Source organism: Peribacillus sp. NPDC097264 (assembly GCF_050277925.1).
Taxonomy (GTDB): domain Bacteria; phylum Bacillota; class Bacilli; order Bacillales; family DSM-1321; genus Peribacillus.
In genome coordinates this window covers 250200-267328 of sequence record NZ_JBNNSR010000001.1, presented here as the reverse complement: position 1 = coordinate 267328, position 17129 = coordinate 250200, and the positions used below count along the sequence as shown (strand labels likewise).

Here is a 17129-nt window from a genome sequence, read left to right as displayed (position 1 = left end):
AAAAGTGAACTCCCTTCCTTGAAGGGGGTTTCCCTTTTGTATACCGCTTGTTCGTTTTGCAGGAAATAGATTGGCAAAAAAACAAGGAATCATTTAAACTGTAACTACTCTATTTTTCTCTTACAAAGGAGATGAAAAAATGATTAAATTTCTTTCAGCCCTTCTATTACCCGGTCTTCTAGTCATGCTATTTTCAAGGGTCACCTATAACTATATTGTAGGTCTTATACTAACGGTTGCATTGATCGCCGCTTCCGCATATAAAGGTTATACACATACGAACTTATTAATAATCATTGATGCACTATCACTGACGGTGGGTTTCTGGTTATCAAAAAGAATGATGAAACGAACAGCCAAGAGCGCCTAATTTATAGAGGTGCTTTTTTTGTCTCGATTTCTATGAAAAGGACTCTTTGACCTGCTAGGTTATAAAACGCGAAACAGAATGTTTGTTCGCTTTTCGGTGGTTTGTTTTGAGGATATTGTGGTAGAATGTGTATATATAGTTCTTTAAACGGAATAAATAGAAGGAATAAATCATATCCCTTTTTTCATATAAAACTAATTCAGTAGGAGGCCATGCTTGGTGAAGGAAACGTTTGAGTTAGTCTCAAAATATTCTCCACAGGGAGATCAGCCAGCGGCGATAGAAAAGCTTGTTGCTGGCATAAAAGAAGGAAAGAGTATGCAGACGCTGCTTGGTGCGACAGGGACAGGGAAAACATTCACTGTCTCCAATGTCATCCAACAAATCAATAAGCCTACCCTTGTCATTGCCCATAACAAAACGTTGGCAGGGCAGCTTTACAGTGAGTTCAAAGAGTTTTTCCCCAATAATGCGGTTGAGTACTTTGTCAGCTATTACGATTACTATCAGCCAGAAGCCTATGTGCCTTCCACTGATACTTTCATAGAGAAAGATGCCAGTATCAATGATGAAATCGATAAACTCCGCCACTCGGCGACATCCTCTTTGTTCGAACGGGAAGATGTCATCATCATCGCCAGTGTATCTTGTATTTATGGGTTAGGTTCCCCGGAAGAATACAGGGAGATGGTGGTATCGCTGCGTACTGGTATGGAGATAGACAGAAATGCACTGCTGCATAAACTTGTAGATATTCAATATGAGAGAAATGATATTGCCTTTCAACGTGGAACGTTCAGGGTCCGCGGAGACGTAGTTGAAATCTTCCCGGCCTCAAAAGATGAACACTGCGTTCGGGTCGAGTTTTTCGGGGACGAGATTGACCGGATTCGGGAAGTCGATGCCCTGACTGGCGAGATCACTGGTGAACGGGAACATATCGCCATCTTTCCGGCATCCCATTTCGTCACACGTGAAGAGAAACTGAATGTGGCGATTCAAAATATTGAAACGGAACTTGAAGAACGATTGGCAGAACTTCGTGAAGATGAAAAGCTTCTTGAAGCACAGCGATTGGAGCAACGGACCCGTTACGATTTGGAAATGATGAGGGAGATGGGTTTCTGTTCGGGTATCGAGAACTATTCCCGTCATTTAACCCTACGCCCCGCAGGAGCTACACCTTACACCTTGATTGACTATTTTCCGGAAGACTTCCTATTGATTGTCGACGAGTCACATGTAACCCTTTCACAGATCCGCGGCATGTTCAATGGCGATCAGGCTCGGAAGCAGGTATTGGTGGACCATGGATTCCGCCTACCCTCTGCGAAAGATAACCGCCCACTCAGATTCGAGGAGTTTGAAAAGAAAGTCCATCAATCCATATTCGTTTCGGCAACTCCAGGACCATATGAATTGGAACATACGCCGGAAATGGTCGAGCAAATTATCCGACCTACTGGATTGCTTGATCCTACCATTGAAGTGCGACCGATTGAAGGGCAGATTGATGACCTGATAGGTGAAATTCAGGAACGGGCTAAACGGGATGAACGGGTATTAATTACGACATTGACGAAAAAGATGTCCGAAGATTTAACAGATTACCTGAAGGATATAGGAATCAAGGTTCAGTACCTTCATTCTGAGATAAAAACGTTGGAAAGAATTGAAATCATCCGGGAATTGAGGATGGGGAAATATGATGTCCTTGTCGGGATCAATCTTTTGCGGGAAGGACTGGATATCCCCGAAGTGTCCTTGGTGACCATTCTTGATGCTGATAAAGAAGGGTTCCTCCGCTCGGAACGTTCACTCATCCAAACGATGGGCCGTGCCGCCAGGAATGCAAACGGGCACGTCATCATGTATGCCGACCGGATAACGAATTCGATGGAACTGGCCATCAGTGAAACGACGCGCCGACGGGAAATCCAGGAAAAATTCAACAAAAAGCATGGAATCACACCACAGACCATCCAAAAGGATATCAGGGATTCCATCCGGGCTACACAAGTTGCTGAAGATGGGGAAGCGTATCAGGAAGATCCGGCTATCAAACTGTCTAAGCTTCCGAAAAAAGAGCGCGAAAAAGTGGTGGCAAGCATGGAAAAAGAAATGAAAGAAGCGGCAAAGGCACTGGATTTCGAACGGGCTGCCGAACTGCGTGATTTAATATTAGAGTTAAAAGCGGAAGGGTGACGAAACATGGCAATGGATAAAATTGTGATTAAGGGTGCAAGGACCAACAACCTCAAGAATATCGACGTCACGATACCGAGGGATAAGCTTGTAGTGCTAACAGGATTATCCGGTTCCGGGAAGTCGTCCTTGGCTTTTGATACGATATATGCGGAAGGACAAAGACGTTATGTCGAATCACTCTCGGCTTATGCCCGCCAATTCTTAGGGCAGGTGGATAAACCAGACGTGGATATGATTGAAGGGTTATCTCCTGCGATATCGATCGATCAGAAAACGACGAGCAAGAACCCTCGTTCCACTGTGGGAACCGTAACGGAAATTTATGATTATTTAAGATTGCTATATGCGAGGGTCGGCCGGCCGACTTGTCCGATCCATCATATCGAAATCAGTTCCCAGACGATTGAACAAATGGTTGACCGTATACTTGACTATCCGGAACGGACAAAGCTTCAAGTATTGGCACCACTCGTTTCAGGAAGAAAGGGAACACATGTGAAAGTGCTGGAAGAAGTGAAGAAACAAGGGTATGTCCGTGTGCGGATTGATGGGGAGATGTATGACCTCAGTGATGATATCACCCTTGAAAAGAATAAAAAGCATTCAATAGAAGTCATCATTGACCGGATCGTCATCAAAGAAGGAATCAGGGCAAGACTTGCAGATTCCTTGGAAAGCGCTTTGAAGCTTGGGGATGGCAAGGTCATTATAGATGTGATGGGCGAAGAGGAATTACTCTTCAGTGAGGATCATGCTTGCCCAATCTGTGGTTTTTCTGTTGGGGAGTTAGAGCCGAGGATGTTTTCTTTCAATAGTCCATTCGGGGCCTGTCCGGATTGTGATGGTTTGGGTGCAAGGCTTGAAGTGGACCGTGATCTGGTCATCCCGAATAAAGAGTTAAGTCTTCGCCAGCATGCCATAGCGCCATGGGAGCCGACGAGTTCTCAATATTACCCGCAGCTCCTTGAAGCTGTAGCGACTCATTATGACATCGATATGGATATCCCGGTCAAAGACCTTCCGGAAGAGAAACTGGAGAAAATCTTACTGGGATCTGGTAAGGATAAGATCTATTTCAGCTATAAAAATGATTTTGGAAGAGTGCAGGAAGGCCATATTCCGTTTGAAGGGGTTTTACGAAATATCGAACGGCGCTTTAAGGATACGAACTCCGACTATATACGGGAGCAAATGCAGAAGTACATGTCGGAGAATCCGTGTCCCACATGTAAGGGGCATCGATTGAAAAAAGAAAGCCTCGCTGTCCTCATTCAAGGTGTCCATATAAGCGAAACAACGGCTTTATCGGTTTCAGACTCCTTGCAGTTTTTCGATAACCTCGAGTTGACCGAAAAAGAAGCCGCGATTGCGAAGTTGATCTTACGGGAAATCCGCGAACGCCTTGGTTTCCTTGATAACGTCGGGTTGGATTATTTGACGTTAAGCCGGGCAGCAGGAACATTATCGGGTGGGGAAGCTCAGCGTATCCGGTTGGCTACCCAGATAGGTTCACGTCTGACGGGGGTGCTGTATATTTTAGATGAACCTTCCATCGGTCTGCATCAGCGTGATAATGACCGATTGATTGACACGCTAAAAAACATGCGTGAAATCGGCAATACGCTCATCGTGGTCGAGCATGATGAAGATACGATGCTTGCGGCAGATTATCTGATTGATGTGGGCCCGGGAGCAGGTGAACATGGTGGAGAAATCGTAGCTGCCGGCACCCCGGAAGAAGTCATGAATCATCCCCAATCATTAACGGGCCAATACCTTTCCGGAAAGAAGTTCATCCCTCTTCCGTTAGAACGCCGAAAAAACGACGGACGGTTCATTGAAATCAAAGGGGCTAAGCAAAATAACCTGAAAAACGTCAATGTTAAATTCCCACTTGGGGTGTTTACATCGGTCACTGGGGTTTCCGGTTCTGGTAAAAGTACGTTAGTGAATGAAATCCTTCATAAGTCTCTAGCGCAAAAACTGAACCGTGCCAAGGCTAGACCTGGGGAATACCGTGAAATTAAAGGGATTGAACATTTAGATAAAGTGATTGATATTGATCAATCGCCAATTGGCAGGACACCTCGTTCTAACCCGGCCACCTATACAGGCGTGTTCGATGATATTCGTGACGTTTTTGCATCAACGAATGAAGCGAAGATCCGTGGGTATAAAAAAGGACGTTTCAGCTTTAATGTGAAGGGCGGCCGTTGTGAAGCCTGCCGTGGTGACGGAATTATTAGGATCGAAATGCATTTCCTTCCTGATGTCTATGTTCCATGTGAAGTCTGCCATGGAAAAAGGTATAACCGTGAAACACTGGAAGTGAAATATAAAGGGAAAAACATTTCTGATATCCTTGATATGACCGTCGAGGAGGCTGTCAACTTCTTCGAAAATATCCCGAAAATCAAACGGAAAATACAAACGCTATTTGATGTGGGGCTAGGGTATATCAAGCTTGGGCAACCGGCAACCACACTGTCAGGCGGTGAAGCCCAGCGGGTGAAGCTCGCTTCCGAATTGCATCGCCGCTCAACTGGCCGTTCATTTTATATCTTGGATGAACCGACTACCGGTCTTCACGTCCATGATATCGCCAGGTTGCTTGAAGTCTTACAGCGACTTGTGGACAATGGGGATACCGTTCTCGTTATCGAGCATAATCTTGATGTCATCAAGGCATCGGACCACATCATTGATTTGGGTCCTGAAGGCGGAGATAAAGGCGGGACCATCGTAACCAACGGAACACCAGAGGATATTTGTGAAGTGCCTGAATCTTATACAGGGAAATATTTAAAGCCTGTGTTGACCCGTGATAAAATCCGGATGGAAAAATGGATCGAAGAAAAGGAACAAGAGCATGAACATGTTTAAGAGCAAGCCAATTTCGGCTTGCTTTTTGTAGAAATATGGCAGGTTTCTTTTAATTAATCAGTTGATTAAAATCGATTGAACTCCATTATTTCCGGGGAAATGTGTTCTTTCCCCTTTCAGAAATTGTCGCCACTCTTTGTCGATAAATGGAATTGGGATAATTATGAAACTTTTCACCTGTCTGGGCGTATGTATGTGTAAGGTACTCTAAGAAAGTGGGGATGTCTATGCAAGCGGAAAAACAGAGAATATTAGAGATGGTACAAGAAGGAAAGCTGACAGCTGTAGAAGCATTGAATCTGTTGGAGGAATTAGAAAAAGCTAGTTTGGAGAGTGATGCAAAAGAGCAGAAGTTGCAAAATGAGCTATCCACCGTTGTTGTCAATCAGAAAAGTGATGACAGTGCCCAGGATACCTTCAAGAAGAATGTCCAATCCTCTAAGGAAAAAATCTTAGGCTTCGTTGAAAGTGCATATAAAAAGATTAAAGAAACGGATTTGGATTTTAACTTTGGGAAATCCGTCGAGGTCAGTCATATTTTTCAACATGATTATGAGTACCTGGATGAAATCGATATCGATATCGCAAATGGGAAAGTGAAAATCGCAACATGGGACCAGCAGGATGTACGAGTGGAATGTCTTGCTAAAGTGTATCGGGTGGAAGATATAGAAAAGGCGAGGGAGACCTTCCTAGAGGAAGTTCACTTCGCAATCGACGCTGGGAAAATGAAGTTCAAGGTCCGTGAAAAGACGATGAAGGTCGATACGGTGTTGTATATTCCGAGCAAGGCCTATGAAGACATTCAGGTTAGGCTGTTTAACGGTGCAATCACTACAGAATCCCTTACGGCAGAGAAACTTAAGGCCAAAACGGCAAATGGTGTCATCCATATCCAACAAGGGAAAGGTGAAACGTGCGAACTTGAAACGGGTAACGGAACCATCACCATTTCAGATACGAATTATGATGAGCTCGAGGCAGAAACATTAAATGGGGCAATTAATGCCGATGGGCACTTCAAGAAAATGGATGTTCAGTCCTTTAACGGGGAAATCGTCTGCAAGAATCAAGCGCAGGATTGTGAAGCAATCCATGCCAAATCGATTACTGGGAAGGTCCAGCTGATTTTGCCTCCAGGAAAGGCGATTGAAGGAGAGTTGAAGTCTAACTTAGGAAGTTTTAACGTAAGCTTAGAGGGAATGACCATCGTCGAAGAAAAAAGTGATGTGGTTCAAAAAGTGTTTAAGTTTAAAACGACTAGTTTTGATGATTCGGTCCTCCATGTATTCGCCGACACGAAAACGGCAGCCATCACGGTTTCTTAAAAGTAAAAAAAAGCGTAAGCCCGCCAGTTAGACTGACGGGCTTTGTTTATGTTTGCTTGGTAATGAAGGCATCATAACCATCTTTGGCCAACTTTTTGACAAGGGTTTCAGCTTTTTTCTTATCCGTGAAGGCTCCGATTTGGACTTTATACAGAATGGTGGAGGAGCTCTCGTTTTTAAGCTTATAATGGGCAAGGACGCTTTTGGCGATGGACTCCCCGCATGTTTTCCGAAAGGCTTCCGTTCTTAAAAGGGCGGCCTCCTGTTGATTGGTCATGAATCCACATTCGATTAAAAGGGCAGGGCATTTTGTTTCACGAAGAACCTGGAAGTTTGCCGTCTTCACTCCTCTGCTTTTTAATTGTGTGGCTTTTACCAAATCATGTTGGACCTTTTCGGCGAGGGAGAGCGATTCCTTCGGTTTAGAGGTATGAACATAAGTTTCAATCCCGTTTGCCTCATGCCATTTCCCTGATCCAGCGGCATTCGCATGGATGGAGAGGTATAGGTCAGCTCCGAGGGCATGGGATTTCCGGGTTCGTTCACCAAGAGGGACGTCCCTTTCATCTTCGTGGGCGTAATGAACCGTGATGCCTTTTGATTTTTCTAGATAGTGTTTGATGAAGGCAGCCGTCTCGCGATTGAACTCATATTCCTTCATGCCATCGGGAGATCGCTTGCCGGGGGTCGTATAACCATGGCCGGCATCAAGTACGATTTTCATGGGTTATCCCTTCCTTTCGAAATCCTGTATTCTTCATTATAATCAAATGGGAAAGGGGTAAAGTAGCTTCCAGATAGGAAAAAAGAATAAATTGATCATGCGTGGTTTGGTTATTTACAGAATAATGCTAAAATGAAAAAGTATCGCTAAAAATAAACATCGCTCCAAAAAAGGAGGAAAGATATATGGCAAAAGTCCGTACAAAGGATGTAGTCGAAGCATTTGATCTTGAACTTATCAGTGGTGAAGAAGGCATCAACCGTCCAATCGTTACAAGTGACCTTTCTCGACCTGGATTGGAAATAGCCGGTTTCTTCGACTATTATCCTGCAGATCGCGTACAACTCCTGGGAATGACGGAGATGTCGTTCTTCAACCGTCTGAATGAGGCCGATCGAATTCAAAGGATGGAAGAACTATGTAGAGACTATACACCGGGAATCATCATCACTCGTGGTCAGGAAGTGCCTATCGAGTTGATTGAAGCATCGGAACGCGAGTCCGTTCCTGTCATGCGGTCCTCCATGAAGACAACGAGGTTATTCAGCCGTCTGACGAACTTTCTCGAAAGTAAATTAGCCCCCACTACAGCGATTCATGGTGTGTTAGTGGATATCTATGGATTGGGTGTACTGATTACCGGAAAAAGCGGGGTCGGTAAGAGTGAGACGGCGCTCGAACTGGTTAAACGTGGACATCGTCTTGTAGCCGATGATTGCGTCGAAATCCGCCAGGAAGATCAGGACATGCTTGTCGGGAATGCTCCGGATTTAATTGAGCACCTTCTTGAAATCCGGGGACTGGGCATCATCAATGTCATGACGTTATTTGGGGCCGGAGCTGTTCGGAGCCACAAGAAAATTTCCATCGTCATCAATCTGGAACTTTGGGAAAAGAATAAGCAATATGACCGGGTCGGTCTGGATGAAGAGACAATGAAAATCATTGATACAGAGATTACGAAAATCACCGTTCCGGTTCGTCCAGGACGAAATTTAGCTGTCATCATTGAAGTGGCCGCCATGAATTACCGGTTAAAACGCATGGGTGTTAATGCCGCGGAACAATTTTCGGATCGTTTAAATAATGCTATTGCCGATTCGGACAACGATGAATTTTAAGTAAAGTTATCAGAAAAGAGGGGACAAAATGGAGCAAGGAATTCAACCACTAAATCCGATTGCGATTGAACTTGGTTCCATCCAGATACACTGGTATGGACTGATTATCGGGTTTGGGGTACTACTGGGCCTTATCATTGCCTTAAGGGAATCAGAACGCCGAGGTCTGGACAAGGAACTATTTACGGATATGATCCTTTTTGCAGTGCCCATTGCGATTATATGTGCACGCATTTATTATGTTATCTTCCAATGGGATTATTATTCACAAAACCCCGGGGACATCATTAAAATATGGAATGGCGGAATTGCCATCCATGGGGCATTAATCGGTTCGGTCCTAACCGCCATCATCTTCGCAAAGGTAAAGAACGTATCATTTTGGAAGTTGGCGGATATCGCTGCTCCGAGTTTGTTGCTAGGTCAGGCCATTGGCCGTTGGGGCAATTTCATGAACCAAGAAGCGCACGGTGGGGAAGTAACCAGGGCCTTCTTGGAAAACTTACATCTTCCAGAGTTCATTATTAATCAAATGTACATAAATGGAACGTATTATCACCCGACCTTTTTATACGAATCGGTCTGGAACATAGTCGGCGTGGTCATCCTCCTATTATTGCGTAAAGTGAACTTGCGTAGGGGAGAGTTATTTTTAACATACGTTCTATGGTATTCAGTTGGTCGCTTTTTCATTGAAGGGCTGCGGACCGATAGTTTGATGCTAACGGATTCACTTCGGATTGCCCAAGTGATTTCCATTGTCTTGATCATTATTGCTGTTGCTTTCGTTCTTTATAGAAGGTTCCGTGGTCATGCGGATAAACGATATTTAGATGCATAGAGAATATGTGTAAAGGGAGAGGGCATAGTGATAGTAGATTCCGTTAAGAGGGGAATTCTTTCTGGTTTAAATACTACTTGGACATTGGGGAAAATCATTTTTCCGGTTACATTGATTGTGACGGTGCTTCAGTATACACCTGTATTACCATGGATGATTGACTTAATTGCGCCACTGATGAATTTAATCGGTCTCCCTGGTGATGCGGCCATCCCGCTTGTACTAGGGAACTTCTTGAATTTATATGCGGCAATTGCAGGAATCTTGACGCTCGATCTCACGGTAAAGGAAGTCTTCATCATTGCCGTGATGTTATCCTTTTCACACAATTTATTTATCGAATCGGGGGTAGCCATGAAAACGGGCGTCAAGCTGTGGGTCATTTTGCTGGTCCGGTTTGGTCTCGCCCTAGTGTCCGCCGTCATCATCAATCTCGTTTGGCAGGGTGGAACGGAAATGGCCCAAGGTTTTGCGGTTCCGGAGACAGTCGAGATTACCGGGACGGGTGCGATTCTATTACATGGGGTCATTCAGGCTCTATACGGAATTGGACAGCTGGCGCTCATCGTGATGCCCCTTATGGTCGTTGTTCAGATTATGAAAGACTTAAAATGGCTGGAGGCCTTCTCCAAGGCACTTGCTCCTTTTATGAAAGTCCTGGGGATGAAGCCAAATACATCAATGCCATTTGTGGCAGGGCTGACGCTTGGCCTTGCTTATGGAGCGGGTGTGATGATTCAGGCTGCCAAGGAAGACAATGTCTCGAAGAAGGATATGACCCTCGCGTTCATCTTTTTAGTAGCCTGCCATGCCGTTATAGAAGATACATTGATTTTTATACCACTGGGGATTCCCGTTTTGCCTTTATTACTAATCAGGCTGGTCACCGCCATTGTCCTGACGATGGTAGTCGCTTATATATGGAATCGATACAGCAGTGTACAGAGGAAGGATGCCGCATATGAACAGTAAAATAACTACACTATTATTTGACCTGGATGGAACGTTGATCAATACGAATGAATTAATCATCGCCTCCTTTACGGAAACGTTGAACCATTATTATCCCGGACAATTCAAGCGGGAGGACATCATCCCATTCATAGGCCCGACATTGGTCGATACGTTTACTTCGATAGACCCGGAACGCGCGGATGAAATGATCGCCCGCTATCGCGAACATAATTGGAAAAACCATGATATGCTGGTAACCCAATTTGATGGGGTTTTCGAGACGGTCCAAACGTTGAAGCAAAGTGGCTATAAGCTAGCTGTCGTGACGACGAAAAAAAGGGATATTGTCGAAAGAGGCTTACGCTTAAGCAAACTTGATCAATTCTTTGATGTCGTAGTCACTTTGGATGAAGTGAAACACGCAAAACCAGATCCGGAGCCGCTGTTAAAAGCATTAAAGCAGCTTGACTCCATCCCAGAAGAAGCGGTGATGATTGGCGACAGCCATCATGATATTCTTGGTGGAAAAAACACCGGAACGAGAACGGCCGGTGTTGCGTGGTCCATAAAGGGCCGGGAGTTCCTGGAAAGCTTTCATCCAGATTTTATGCTGGAGAACATGTCTGATTTATTGGATATAGTAGAGGCTGAGAAGTTTGAAGAGGTTAAGGGATGAGACGGACGACCCGCTTTCCAGTAAAAGGGGCCAATTCACTTTGGCATGTGTATAAAACCGTCCCGTTCTGGAAAGTCGTGAAGAATTTTATTGTGATTCAACTAGCAAGATATACACCGTTTTTAGGCATGAAAAATTGGTTGTACCGAACTTTTCTGCGAATGGAAGTGGGAAAGCATACCTCGTTCGCCTTGATGGTCATGCCGGATGTCATGTTTCCTGAAAAGATTTCAGTGGGGCGGAATACAGTCATCGGCTATAATACGACGATTCTTGCTCATGAATATTTGATCGACGAGTACCGGTTGGGAGAGGTGGTCATTGGGGACGAAGTACTGATTGGAGCCAATTCCACCATTCTTCCGGGACTGACAATCGGAAATGGGGCAATTGTTTCAGCTGGGACGCTTGTTCATAAGGATGTTCCAGAGGGAGCTTTCGTTGGTGGGAATCCGATGCAGCTGATTTATACCAAAGAAGAAATGCTGAAGCGTGAACAGCAAACTTCTTTATAAGAAAAAGGACTTGCTCAATGAGTAAGTCCTTTTAGCTGGGACAAATCCTTTTTTAGCTGATCCATAACCTCTGCCAATGATGTATTCTCTTCACTAGACGTGATTTCATATGTGTTTCTTACGATTTGAAAGAACTTTTCCTGCGCCCTTTTATCGGTCACGCGCCCGTCCTCCTACTCTCTTATAATGGAGAGAGGGCTGCAAAAAGGATGCAGCCCTCTCTTTTAATTGTCCACTTCCGATTTCAGTAAATCAGCAATCAATACATATCGCTCTGGTGCACTACCAATATATGAAAAAGGATAGCAGGTTGTTACCGTTAGCGTGGCTTTGGGCTTGGGTACGATCACGGTCCGGTCATCGGCATCAACAATACGGACCTTTCTTACCTTATACGTGAACGTGCCTGCTTCTGTCTTTGTGATCAGCAAGTCCCCCTTACCAACCTCACCTAGCTTCCGGAATACAGTGTCCCGATGGCCAGATAAAACGGAATTATCCTTTTCCCCAGGCAGGACAGAACCTGCATAATGGCCGACTCCCTTTTCAAGCTCATCCTCATCTGTTCCATGATAAATCGGTAAGGTTGCTTCGAGCTTGGGGATATACAGTTCACCCACCAGGTCGCCCATTTCTGGCCTTTTTTCATATAGTTGATCAGGAACAGGGTCCTTTTTTTCTTGGTGTAGGGTCGCCGTCGACTCCACACTATCCGGCTTGTTCCATTTATAGAGGGCATAGCCTTTTAACAGCGTATAGGCATTCGTCGTCGTAAAATAAAACCCTACAATTATGAGGCAGGAAGCTACAAGGAGCAGCCACTTTTTCTTTTGCTTGGGATTCATCTTATTTTACGAGTGTCGCTTTTCTGATCAGCCTGTAGGCAAGGGCAATCATCACTAAGCCGATTAACGCACCAAAAAGATAGTTACCGGAAGTTTTGGGCATCAAAGCACCTTTTTCCGTTTTATGTGTAGGCTTTTCTTGTTTTACATCAGCCACTTTGGTTATGACCTTCGTTGTTTGCTTAAGGTCATTTCCTGTTTCTTTCACTAAATTGGAACCAATCATTTCCCCAGTCAATTTAAAGTCAAGCAAGAGGTTGCCACTTAAGTCATAGATGGAGACTAGCAAGCTAGCATTCGTTAAATCCTCTAGCTGGAATAATGATTCAAGAGAAAGAGTGGAGGTAACGCCTTCATGAGTTAAGGAAAACTTGAATTGAATCTGCAACAAGTTTTGCAATTCATCATAAATTGAAAGCATTTCAGCCACTTGTTCAGCGGAAAGTTCATCGATTGTATCGAAGTATTCCAATTGTTCCATCTTATCGGCAATCGCCATTAAGCGTGATTCGAAGGAAGGGTCCTCGACGATGGGCAACAAATGGTTCATCAGGCGGTCGAGTTCTTCTTCTGTGAGATCGACTTCGGTAAATAGACCATCCATCAAATCAAGAAGATCCTCGTCGGCATAATCCATGTCCGATTCTAACTCCATATCAATGATATCTTGAATATCGTAAATGAAGTGGAACGAATCGAGAATGGTTTCCCCTTTTTCCATTTCGCCATATTCCACTAATAAGCTCGTAACCTCTTCTTCGGTCATTTCATATTCATCCAGGAGCTCCTGTAAAGATTCTGGAGTAACGATGGGACCACAAGTATCGCGTAGCTCTTCCAATGAATCGAAATCTTTCAAAGTTAAATCATAGTAGTCCAAGTACTCTTTTAACTCGTCTTCCGTCATTCTTATTTCAGCAAGATAGGCATTCAGCTCATCTTGATTGATTTTCATTGCGGCAAACCCCTTATCCCCGCCAAACCCGAACGTAAAAATGATGACACTTGCAACAATAAACGACAAAAATCTCTTCAAAATCATTTCCCCCTAAGAAGTTAAAATACACCTAAACCACTAAAAATTATAAATCGTCCATACCAAAAGATATACAACAATAATGAAAACCGAACAAAGATAGTAGAAAAGGACCGGGAAATAGGGTCTGACCCCTCCTGTTTTTTTCCAAAACCACGCCGCTGTAGGTGTCGGGTGCTTATAAGGAGTTTGGGAAATAGGGTCTGACCCCCCTTTTTTCATTGACGGGAGGTGGGGGCAGGAGTACACTAGTAATAACTTCATCTTGTTACCATATTAGCGAACTAAAGCAATTTGATAGATAATTGCGATTATTTATAGGATTATGTTAGTTTTTTTGATAGTATTTTACATGTGACCCATAGTGGGGTTTTAAGATTGGCATATAGGAAAGATATAAGTATACACATATTTAATTTATCAAGGCCCTGCATTTTAAAAGAGGAGGGTCGAATGGAAATACATACAGTACCCATTATTCCAAAAGGATGTGCAGTCGTGACTAAGCCATTTATGTTTGAGAAACCGTTAGGGATGAGAGATACATTACCGATGCTATACGAAACCAAAGTATCGGTTCGAAATAAGATGAGTGATGAGATCAAGAAGTGGGGGTATCAATTTATTGAAACACCTGCTTTGGAATATTACGAAACGATCGGGGAAGCTTCTGCCATTTTGGATCAGCAATTATTTAAACTGCTTGATGCCCAGGGACATACGCTTGTGCTTCGACCGGATATGACGGCTCCAATCGCCCGGGTGGCGGCATCGAAACTGCTTAAACAACAAATCCCACTTCGTCTAGCTTATTCAGCGAATGTGTATCGCGCCCAGCAACGTGAAGGCGGGAGACCGGCTGAGTTCGAGCAAATCGGGATTGAATGTATTGGAAACAAATCAATAAGTGCAGATGCGGAAATGATCGCTTTACTCACGGATGTCCTGAAGGCTGCCGGGCTCGAGGATTTCAAAATATCCATCGGGCATATCGGATTTTTACAGGAATTCTTCTTGAGCATATTAGGGACGGAAGAAAGAGCTTCGGTTTTAAGAAAGTTGTTATATGAGAAGAACTATGTTGGTTTTCGTGAACATGTAAAATCGCTTCCGCTTTCTTCTATTGATAAACAAAGGCTCATCGAATTCATTTCCTTAAGAGGAAGTGAGGGCACTTTGTCAAAAGCAATGGCGCTGCTTGAGAATGGAAAAGGACAGGATTCACTCGATGAACTGAGGGAACTGGCTGTACAGCTGAAGGAATTCGGTGTCGATCAGTATGTGAACCTTGATTTAACGCTAGTCAGTCATATGAGTTATTACACCGGAACGCTGTTCGAAGTGTATGCAGGTCAAGTTGGGTCGCCAATCGGGAATGGTGGACGTTATGACAACTTACTTGAAAAATTCGGATGGGATGCCTCTGCCACTGGTTTTGCAATTCGTGTCGACCGCCTTGCCGAAGCACTAGGTGAACCTAGTCAGCTAATTGCGCCGGAATGCATTTTGTTCAGTCCGGAGCGCCGAGCGGAAGCCCTTGCTTTTGCGAAATCGAAACGACTGGAAGGCAAGAGAATCACGATTCAAGATATTACGGTTGTACAAAATGTCGATGCGTTTACAAGAACTTTTTCTGATGTGCATATGTTTGTAGGGAATGGGGGGAATGGACAAGATGAGTAATAGCTTTTTAACAATCGCGATGCCTAAAGGCAGAATTTTTGAAGAAGCGGCGGAGCTATTAAGGAAGGCCGGCTTTCGTCTACCTCCTGAGTTTGATGATTCCCGTAAGTTAATCATCGAAGTGGAAGAGGAAAATCTTCGGTTCATTTTAGCGAAGCCGATGGATGTCGTAACCTATGTGGAGCATGGAGTTGCTGACATGGGGATTGCGGGCAAGGATGTAATGTTAGAGGAAGAACGCGATGTTTATGAATTACTGGATTTGAAAATCAGTGCTTGCTACTTAGCAGTGGCCGGTCTACCAGGAACGAAAATCAGCTCGTTTGCCCCTAAAATTGCGAGTAAATACCCGAATGTGGCCTCGAGTTATTTTCGCCAACAAGGTGAGCAGGTCGAAATCATCAAATTGAATGGTTCGATTGAGTTAGCTCCATTAATTGGCTTGGCAGAGAGAATCGTGGATATCGTCTCAACAGGTCAAACATTGAAGGAAAATGGTTTGGTCGAATATGCGAAAATTGCCAATGTGACTTCAAGGTTGGTGGCGAATCCTGTCAGTTACCGAATTAAAGAAGCGAGAATTACAGAAATTGTCGATCGTTTAGCGGAAATCATAGAACAATAATACGTACGTTTATGAGGTGGAAACATGAAAATTGCACGGTTTGCAGAAGGGATTTCCTTGAAGCGTTCAGTTGATGCTGGTACTGCCGATCAACGAAAAGCGGTACAGGATATCATTTATGCTGTGAGAAAAAATGGGGATGAAGCATTACATAATTTTACGGAACGTTTCGACGGCGTTCGTCTTGATGAGTTTCTAGTTACCGAACAGGAAATCGAACAGGCAACAGCGGATTTAACTGAGGAGCAGGTAGCGATCATTCAGGAAGCGGCCGATAATATCAGAATGTTTCACGAGAAACAAATTAGGAACTCCTGGATCACAACCGATGAGAATGGAACGATGCTGGGCCAGAAAATGACGCCCCTTGATGCGGTTGGGGTTTATGTTCCCGGTGGAACGGCAGCCTATCCATCATCCGTTCTGATGAATGTGATGCCTGCCAAAGCTGCGGGTGTGAAGCGAATCGTCATGGTATCTCCACCTGGGAAAGACGGGAAATTGACACCGGCCGTTTTAGCCGCTGCGAAAATTGCCGGTGTGACGGAGATTTACAAGGTCGGTGGGGCTCAAGCGATTGCGGCACTTGCTTATGGAACAGAAACGATTGTGCATGTCGATAAAATCGTCGGTCCCGGAAATATATATGTAGCATTGGCGAAACGGGAAGTATTCGGGGACGTGGCAATCGACATGATTGCAGGCCCTAGTGAAATTGCCGTCCTTGCAGATGATACGGCTGTTGCTTCGGAAGTGGCCGCGGATCTGTTATCACAGGCAGAACATGATGCTCGTGCCTGTAGTGTCCTTGTGACGACTTCAATGGTCCTTGCAACGGAAGTGGCTAAAGAAGTGGAGAAGCAGGTTGCATTACTTCCACGGCGGGAAATTGCAGAAGCTGCGATTAAGGATTACGGGCGGATTGTTGTCTGTGAGAATATGGACGAGGCCATTGGTGCCGTAAATGAGCTGGCACCAGAGCATTTGGAAATTGTGACTCGTGATGCTCTTGAAGTGATGGCGAAAATCCGCCACGCCGGGGCCATCTTTATCGGCCGTTTCAGTTCGGAACCGGTGGGGGATTATTTCGCAGGACCGAATCATGTCTTACCTACGAACGGGACGGCCCGTTTCTCTAGTCCATTAAATGTTGACGATTTCCAAAAGAAATCGAGCATCATCATGTACAGTGAAACGGCATTCCGACAAAACGCGGCGAAAATTGCAGCATTTGCCCGAATGGAAGGACTCGAAGCCCACGCACGCGCCATCGAATCCCGTGGTGTGCAGGAACTTGGGAAATAGGGTCTGACCCCTAAA

Annotated in this window: 16 protein-coding genes; 12 read left to right on the top strand and 4 right to left on the bottom strand. The window is 44.6% G+C overall.

Features of this window, described 5'->3' with window-relative positions:
* Window positions 1–139 precede the first annotated feature (139 nt).
* The 4 genes from ACQKL0_RS01350 to ACQKL0_RS01335 all read left to right on the top strand — a co-directional run bounded on the left by ACQKL0_RS01350 (window position 140) and on the right by ACQKL0_RS01335 (window position 6789).
* Entirely contained in the window at window positions 140–370 is a 231-nt protein-coding gene (locus ACQKL0_RS01350) for a DUF2198 family protein (RefSeq protein ID WP_402870665.1), read from the top strand.
* A gap of 219 nt (window positions 371–589) precedes the next feature.
* On the top strand, window positions 590–2575 hold the full coding sequence (gene uvrB, locus ACQKL0_RS01345) for an excinuclease ABC subunit UvrB (RefSeq protein WP_402870668.1): 1986 nt from the start codon (window positions 590–592) through the stop codon (window positions 2573–2575).
* 6 nt (window positions 2576–2581) lie between these two features.
* Window positions 2582–5461: an excinuclease ABC subunit UvrA gene (uvrA, locus tag ACQKL0_RS01340; RefSeq protein WP_427685811.1), complete on the top strand. Its 2880-nt coding sequence runs from the start codon at window positions 2582–2584 to the stop codon at window positions 5459–5461.
* Between the two features lie 227 nt (window positions 5462–5688).
* Complete coding sequence (locus ACQKL0_RS01335) at window positions 5689–6789, top strand: DUF4097 family beta strand repeat-containing protein (RefSeq protein ID WP_427685809.1); 1101 nt, start codon at window positions 5689–5691, stop codon at window positions 6787–6789.
* 46 nt (window positions 6790–6835) lie between these two features.
* Here the strand turns inward: ACQKL0_RS01335 and ACQKL0_RS01330 are convergent, their stop codons facing one another.
* Window positions 6836–7513: an N-acetylmuramoyl-L-alanine amidase gene (locus tag ACQKL0_RS01330; protein WP_427685808.1), complete on the bottom strand. Its 678-nt coding sequence runs from the start codon at window positions 7511–7513 to the stop codon at window positions 6836–6838.
* Between the two features lie 185 nt (window positions 7514–7698).
* Between ACQKL0_RS01330 and hprK the strand changes: the two genes are divergently transcribed.
* The 5 genes from hprK to ACQKL0_RS01305 are packed head-to-tail and all read left to right on the top strand — an operon-like array spanning window position 7699 to window position 11620.
* Window positions 7699–8634 (top strand): HPr(Ser) kinase/phosphatase, encoded by a 936-nt coding sequence (hprK, locus tag ACQKL0_RS01325; RefSeq protein ID WP_402870680.1) that lies wholly within the window; start codon window positions 7699–7701, stop codon window positions 8632–8634.
* Between the two features lie 28 nt (window positions 8635–8662).
* Complete coding sequence (lgt, locus tag ACQKL0_RS01320; protein ID WP_427685806.1) at window positions 8663–9475, top strand: prolipoprotein diacylglyceryl transferase; 813 nt, start codon at window positions 8663–8665, stop codon at window positions 9473–9475.
* A 27-nt stretch (window positions 9476–9502) separates the two neighbouring features.
* On the top strand, window positions 9503–10447 hold the full coding sequence (locus ACQKL0_RS01315; protein WP_427685804.1) for a nucleoside recognition domain-containing protein: 945 nt from the start codon (window positions 9503–9505) through the stop codon (window positions 10445–10447).
* On the top strand, window positions 10437–11105 hold the full coding sequence (gene ppaX, locus ACQKL0_RS01310; RefSeq protein WP_402991289.1) for a pyrophosphatase PpaX: 669 nt from the start codon (window positions 10437–10439) through the stop codon (window positions 11103–11105). The genes ACQKL0_RS01315 and ppaX overlap by 11 nt, the downstream gene beginning before the upstream one ends.
* Window positions 11102–11620, top strand: coding sequence for an acyltransferase (locus ACQKL0_RS01305; protein ID WP_402954544.1), 519 nt, complete (start codon window positions 11102–11104; stop codon window positions 11618–11620). The genes ppaX and ACQKL0_RS01305 overlap by 4 nt, the downstream gene beginning before the upstream one ends.
* A gap of 14 nt (window positions 11621–11634) precedes the next feature.
* Here ACQKL0_RS01305 and ACQKL0_RS01300 read toward each other — a convergent pair whose 3' ends face one another.
* From ACQKL0_RS01300 to ACQKL0_RS01290, 3 genes are all read right to left on the bottom strand, one after another.
* Window positions 11635–11781, bottom strand: a complete 147-nt coding sequence (locus ACQKL0_RS01300) for a hypothetical protein (RefSeq protein WP_427685803.1) — start codon at window positions 11779–11781, stop codon at window positions 11635–11637.
* A 63-nt stretch (window positions 11782–11844) separates the two neighbouring features.
* Window positions 11845–12465 (bottom strand): class D sortase, encoded by a 621-nt coding sequence (locus ACQKL0_RS01295; RefSeq protein WP_402870697.1) that lies wholly within the window; start codon window positions 12463–12465, stop codon window positions 11845–11847.
* Between the two features lies 1 nt (window position 12466).
* A complete protein-coding gene (locus ACQKL0_RS01290) occupies window positions 12467–13501 on the bottom strand; it encodes a processed acidic surface protein (RefSeq protein WP_427591427.1) in 1035 nt (344 codons plus the stop codon).
* A 453-nt stretch (window positions 13502–13954) separates the two neighbouring features.
* Between ACQKL0_RS01290 and ACQKL0_RS01285 the strand changes: the two genes are divergently transcribed.
* From ACQKL0_RS01285 to hisD, 3 genes are read left to right on the top strand one after another with little or no spacing between them, the layout of a single operon-like run.
* Window positions 13955–15184 (top strand): ATP phosphoribosyltransferase regulatory subunit, encoded by a 1230-nt coding sequence (locus ACQKL0_RS01285; RefSeq protein WP_427685801.1) that lies wholly within the window; start codon window positions 13955–13957, stop codon window positions 15182–15184.
* Window positions 15177–15809: an ATP phosphoribosyltransferase gene (gene hisG / locus ACQKL0_RS01280; RefSeq protein ID WP_427591425.1), complete on the top strand. Its 633-nt coding sequence runs from the start codon at window positions 15177–15179 to the stop codon at window positions 15807–15809. The genes ACQKL0_RS01285 and hisG overlap by 8 nt, the downstream gene beginning before the upstream one ends.
* Window positions 15810–15833: 24 nt before the next feature.
* Complete coding sequence (gene hisD / locus ACQKL0_RS01275) at window positions 15834–17114, top strand: histidinol dehydrogenase (RefSeq protein ID WP_427685799.1); 1281 nt, start codon at window positions 15834–15836, stop codon at window positions 17112–17114.
* The last annotated feature ends 15 nt before the right edge of the window (window positions 17115–17129 follow it).

Bases quoted from the DNA above. Each gene is read 5' to 3' on its own strand.
- ACQKL0_RS01285 (WP_427685801.1), top strand. From the start codon at position 13,955: ATGGAAATACATACAGTACCCATTATTCCAAAAGGATGTGCAGTCGTG.
- ACQKL0_RS01330 (WP_427685808.1), bottom strand. From the start codon at position 7,513: ATGAAAATCGTACTTGATGCCGGCCATGGTTATACGACCCCCGGCAAG.
- ACQKL0_RS01305 (WP_402954544.1), top strand. From the start codon at position 11,102: ATGAGACGGACGACCCGCTTTCCAGTAAAAGGGGCCAATTCACTTTGG.
- ACQKL0_RS01335 (WP_427685809.1), top strand. From the start codon at position 5,689: ATGCAAGCGGAAAAACAGAGAATATTAGAGATGGTACAAGAAGGAAAG.
- ppaX (WP_402991289.1), top strand. From the start codon at position 10,437: ATGAACAGTAAAATAACTACACTATTATTTGACCTGGATGGAACGTTG.
- hisD (WP_427685799.1), top strand. From the start codon at position 15,834: ATGAAAATTGCACGGTTTGCAGAAGGGATTTCCTTGAAGCGTTCAGTT.
- lgt (WP_427685806.1), top strand. From the start codon at position 8,663: ATGGAGCAAGGAATTCAACCACTAAATCCGATTGCGATTGAACTTGGT.
- hprK (WP_402870680.1), top strand. From the start codon at position 7,699: ATGGCAAAAGTCCGTACAAAGGATGTAGTCGAAGCATTTGATCTTGAA.
- uvrA (WP_427685811.1), top strand. From the start codon at position 2,582: ATGGCAATGGATAAAATTGTGATTAAGGGTGCAAGGACCAACAACCTC.
- ACQKL0_RS01350 (WP_402870665.1), top strand. From the start codon at position 140: ATGATTAAATTTCTTTCAGCCCTTCTATTACCCGGTCTTCTAGTCATG.
- hisG (WP_427591425.1), top strand. From the start codon at position 15,177: ATGAGTAATAGCTTTTTAACAATCGCGATGCCTAAAGGCAGAATTTTT.
- ACQKL0_RS01295 (WP_402870697.1), bottom strand. From the start codon at position 12,465: ATGAATCCCAAGCAAAAGAAAAAGTGGCTGCTCCTTGTAGCTTCCTGC.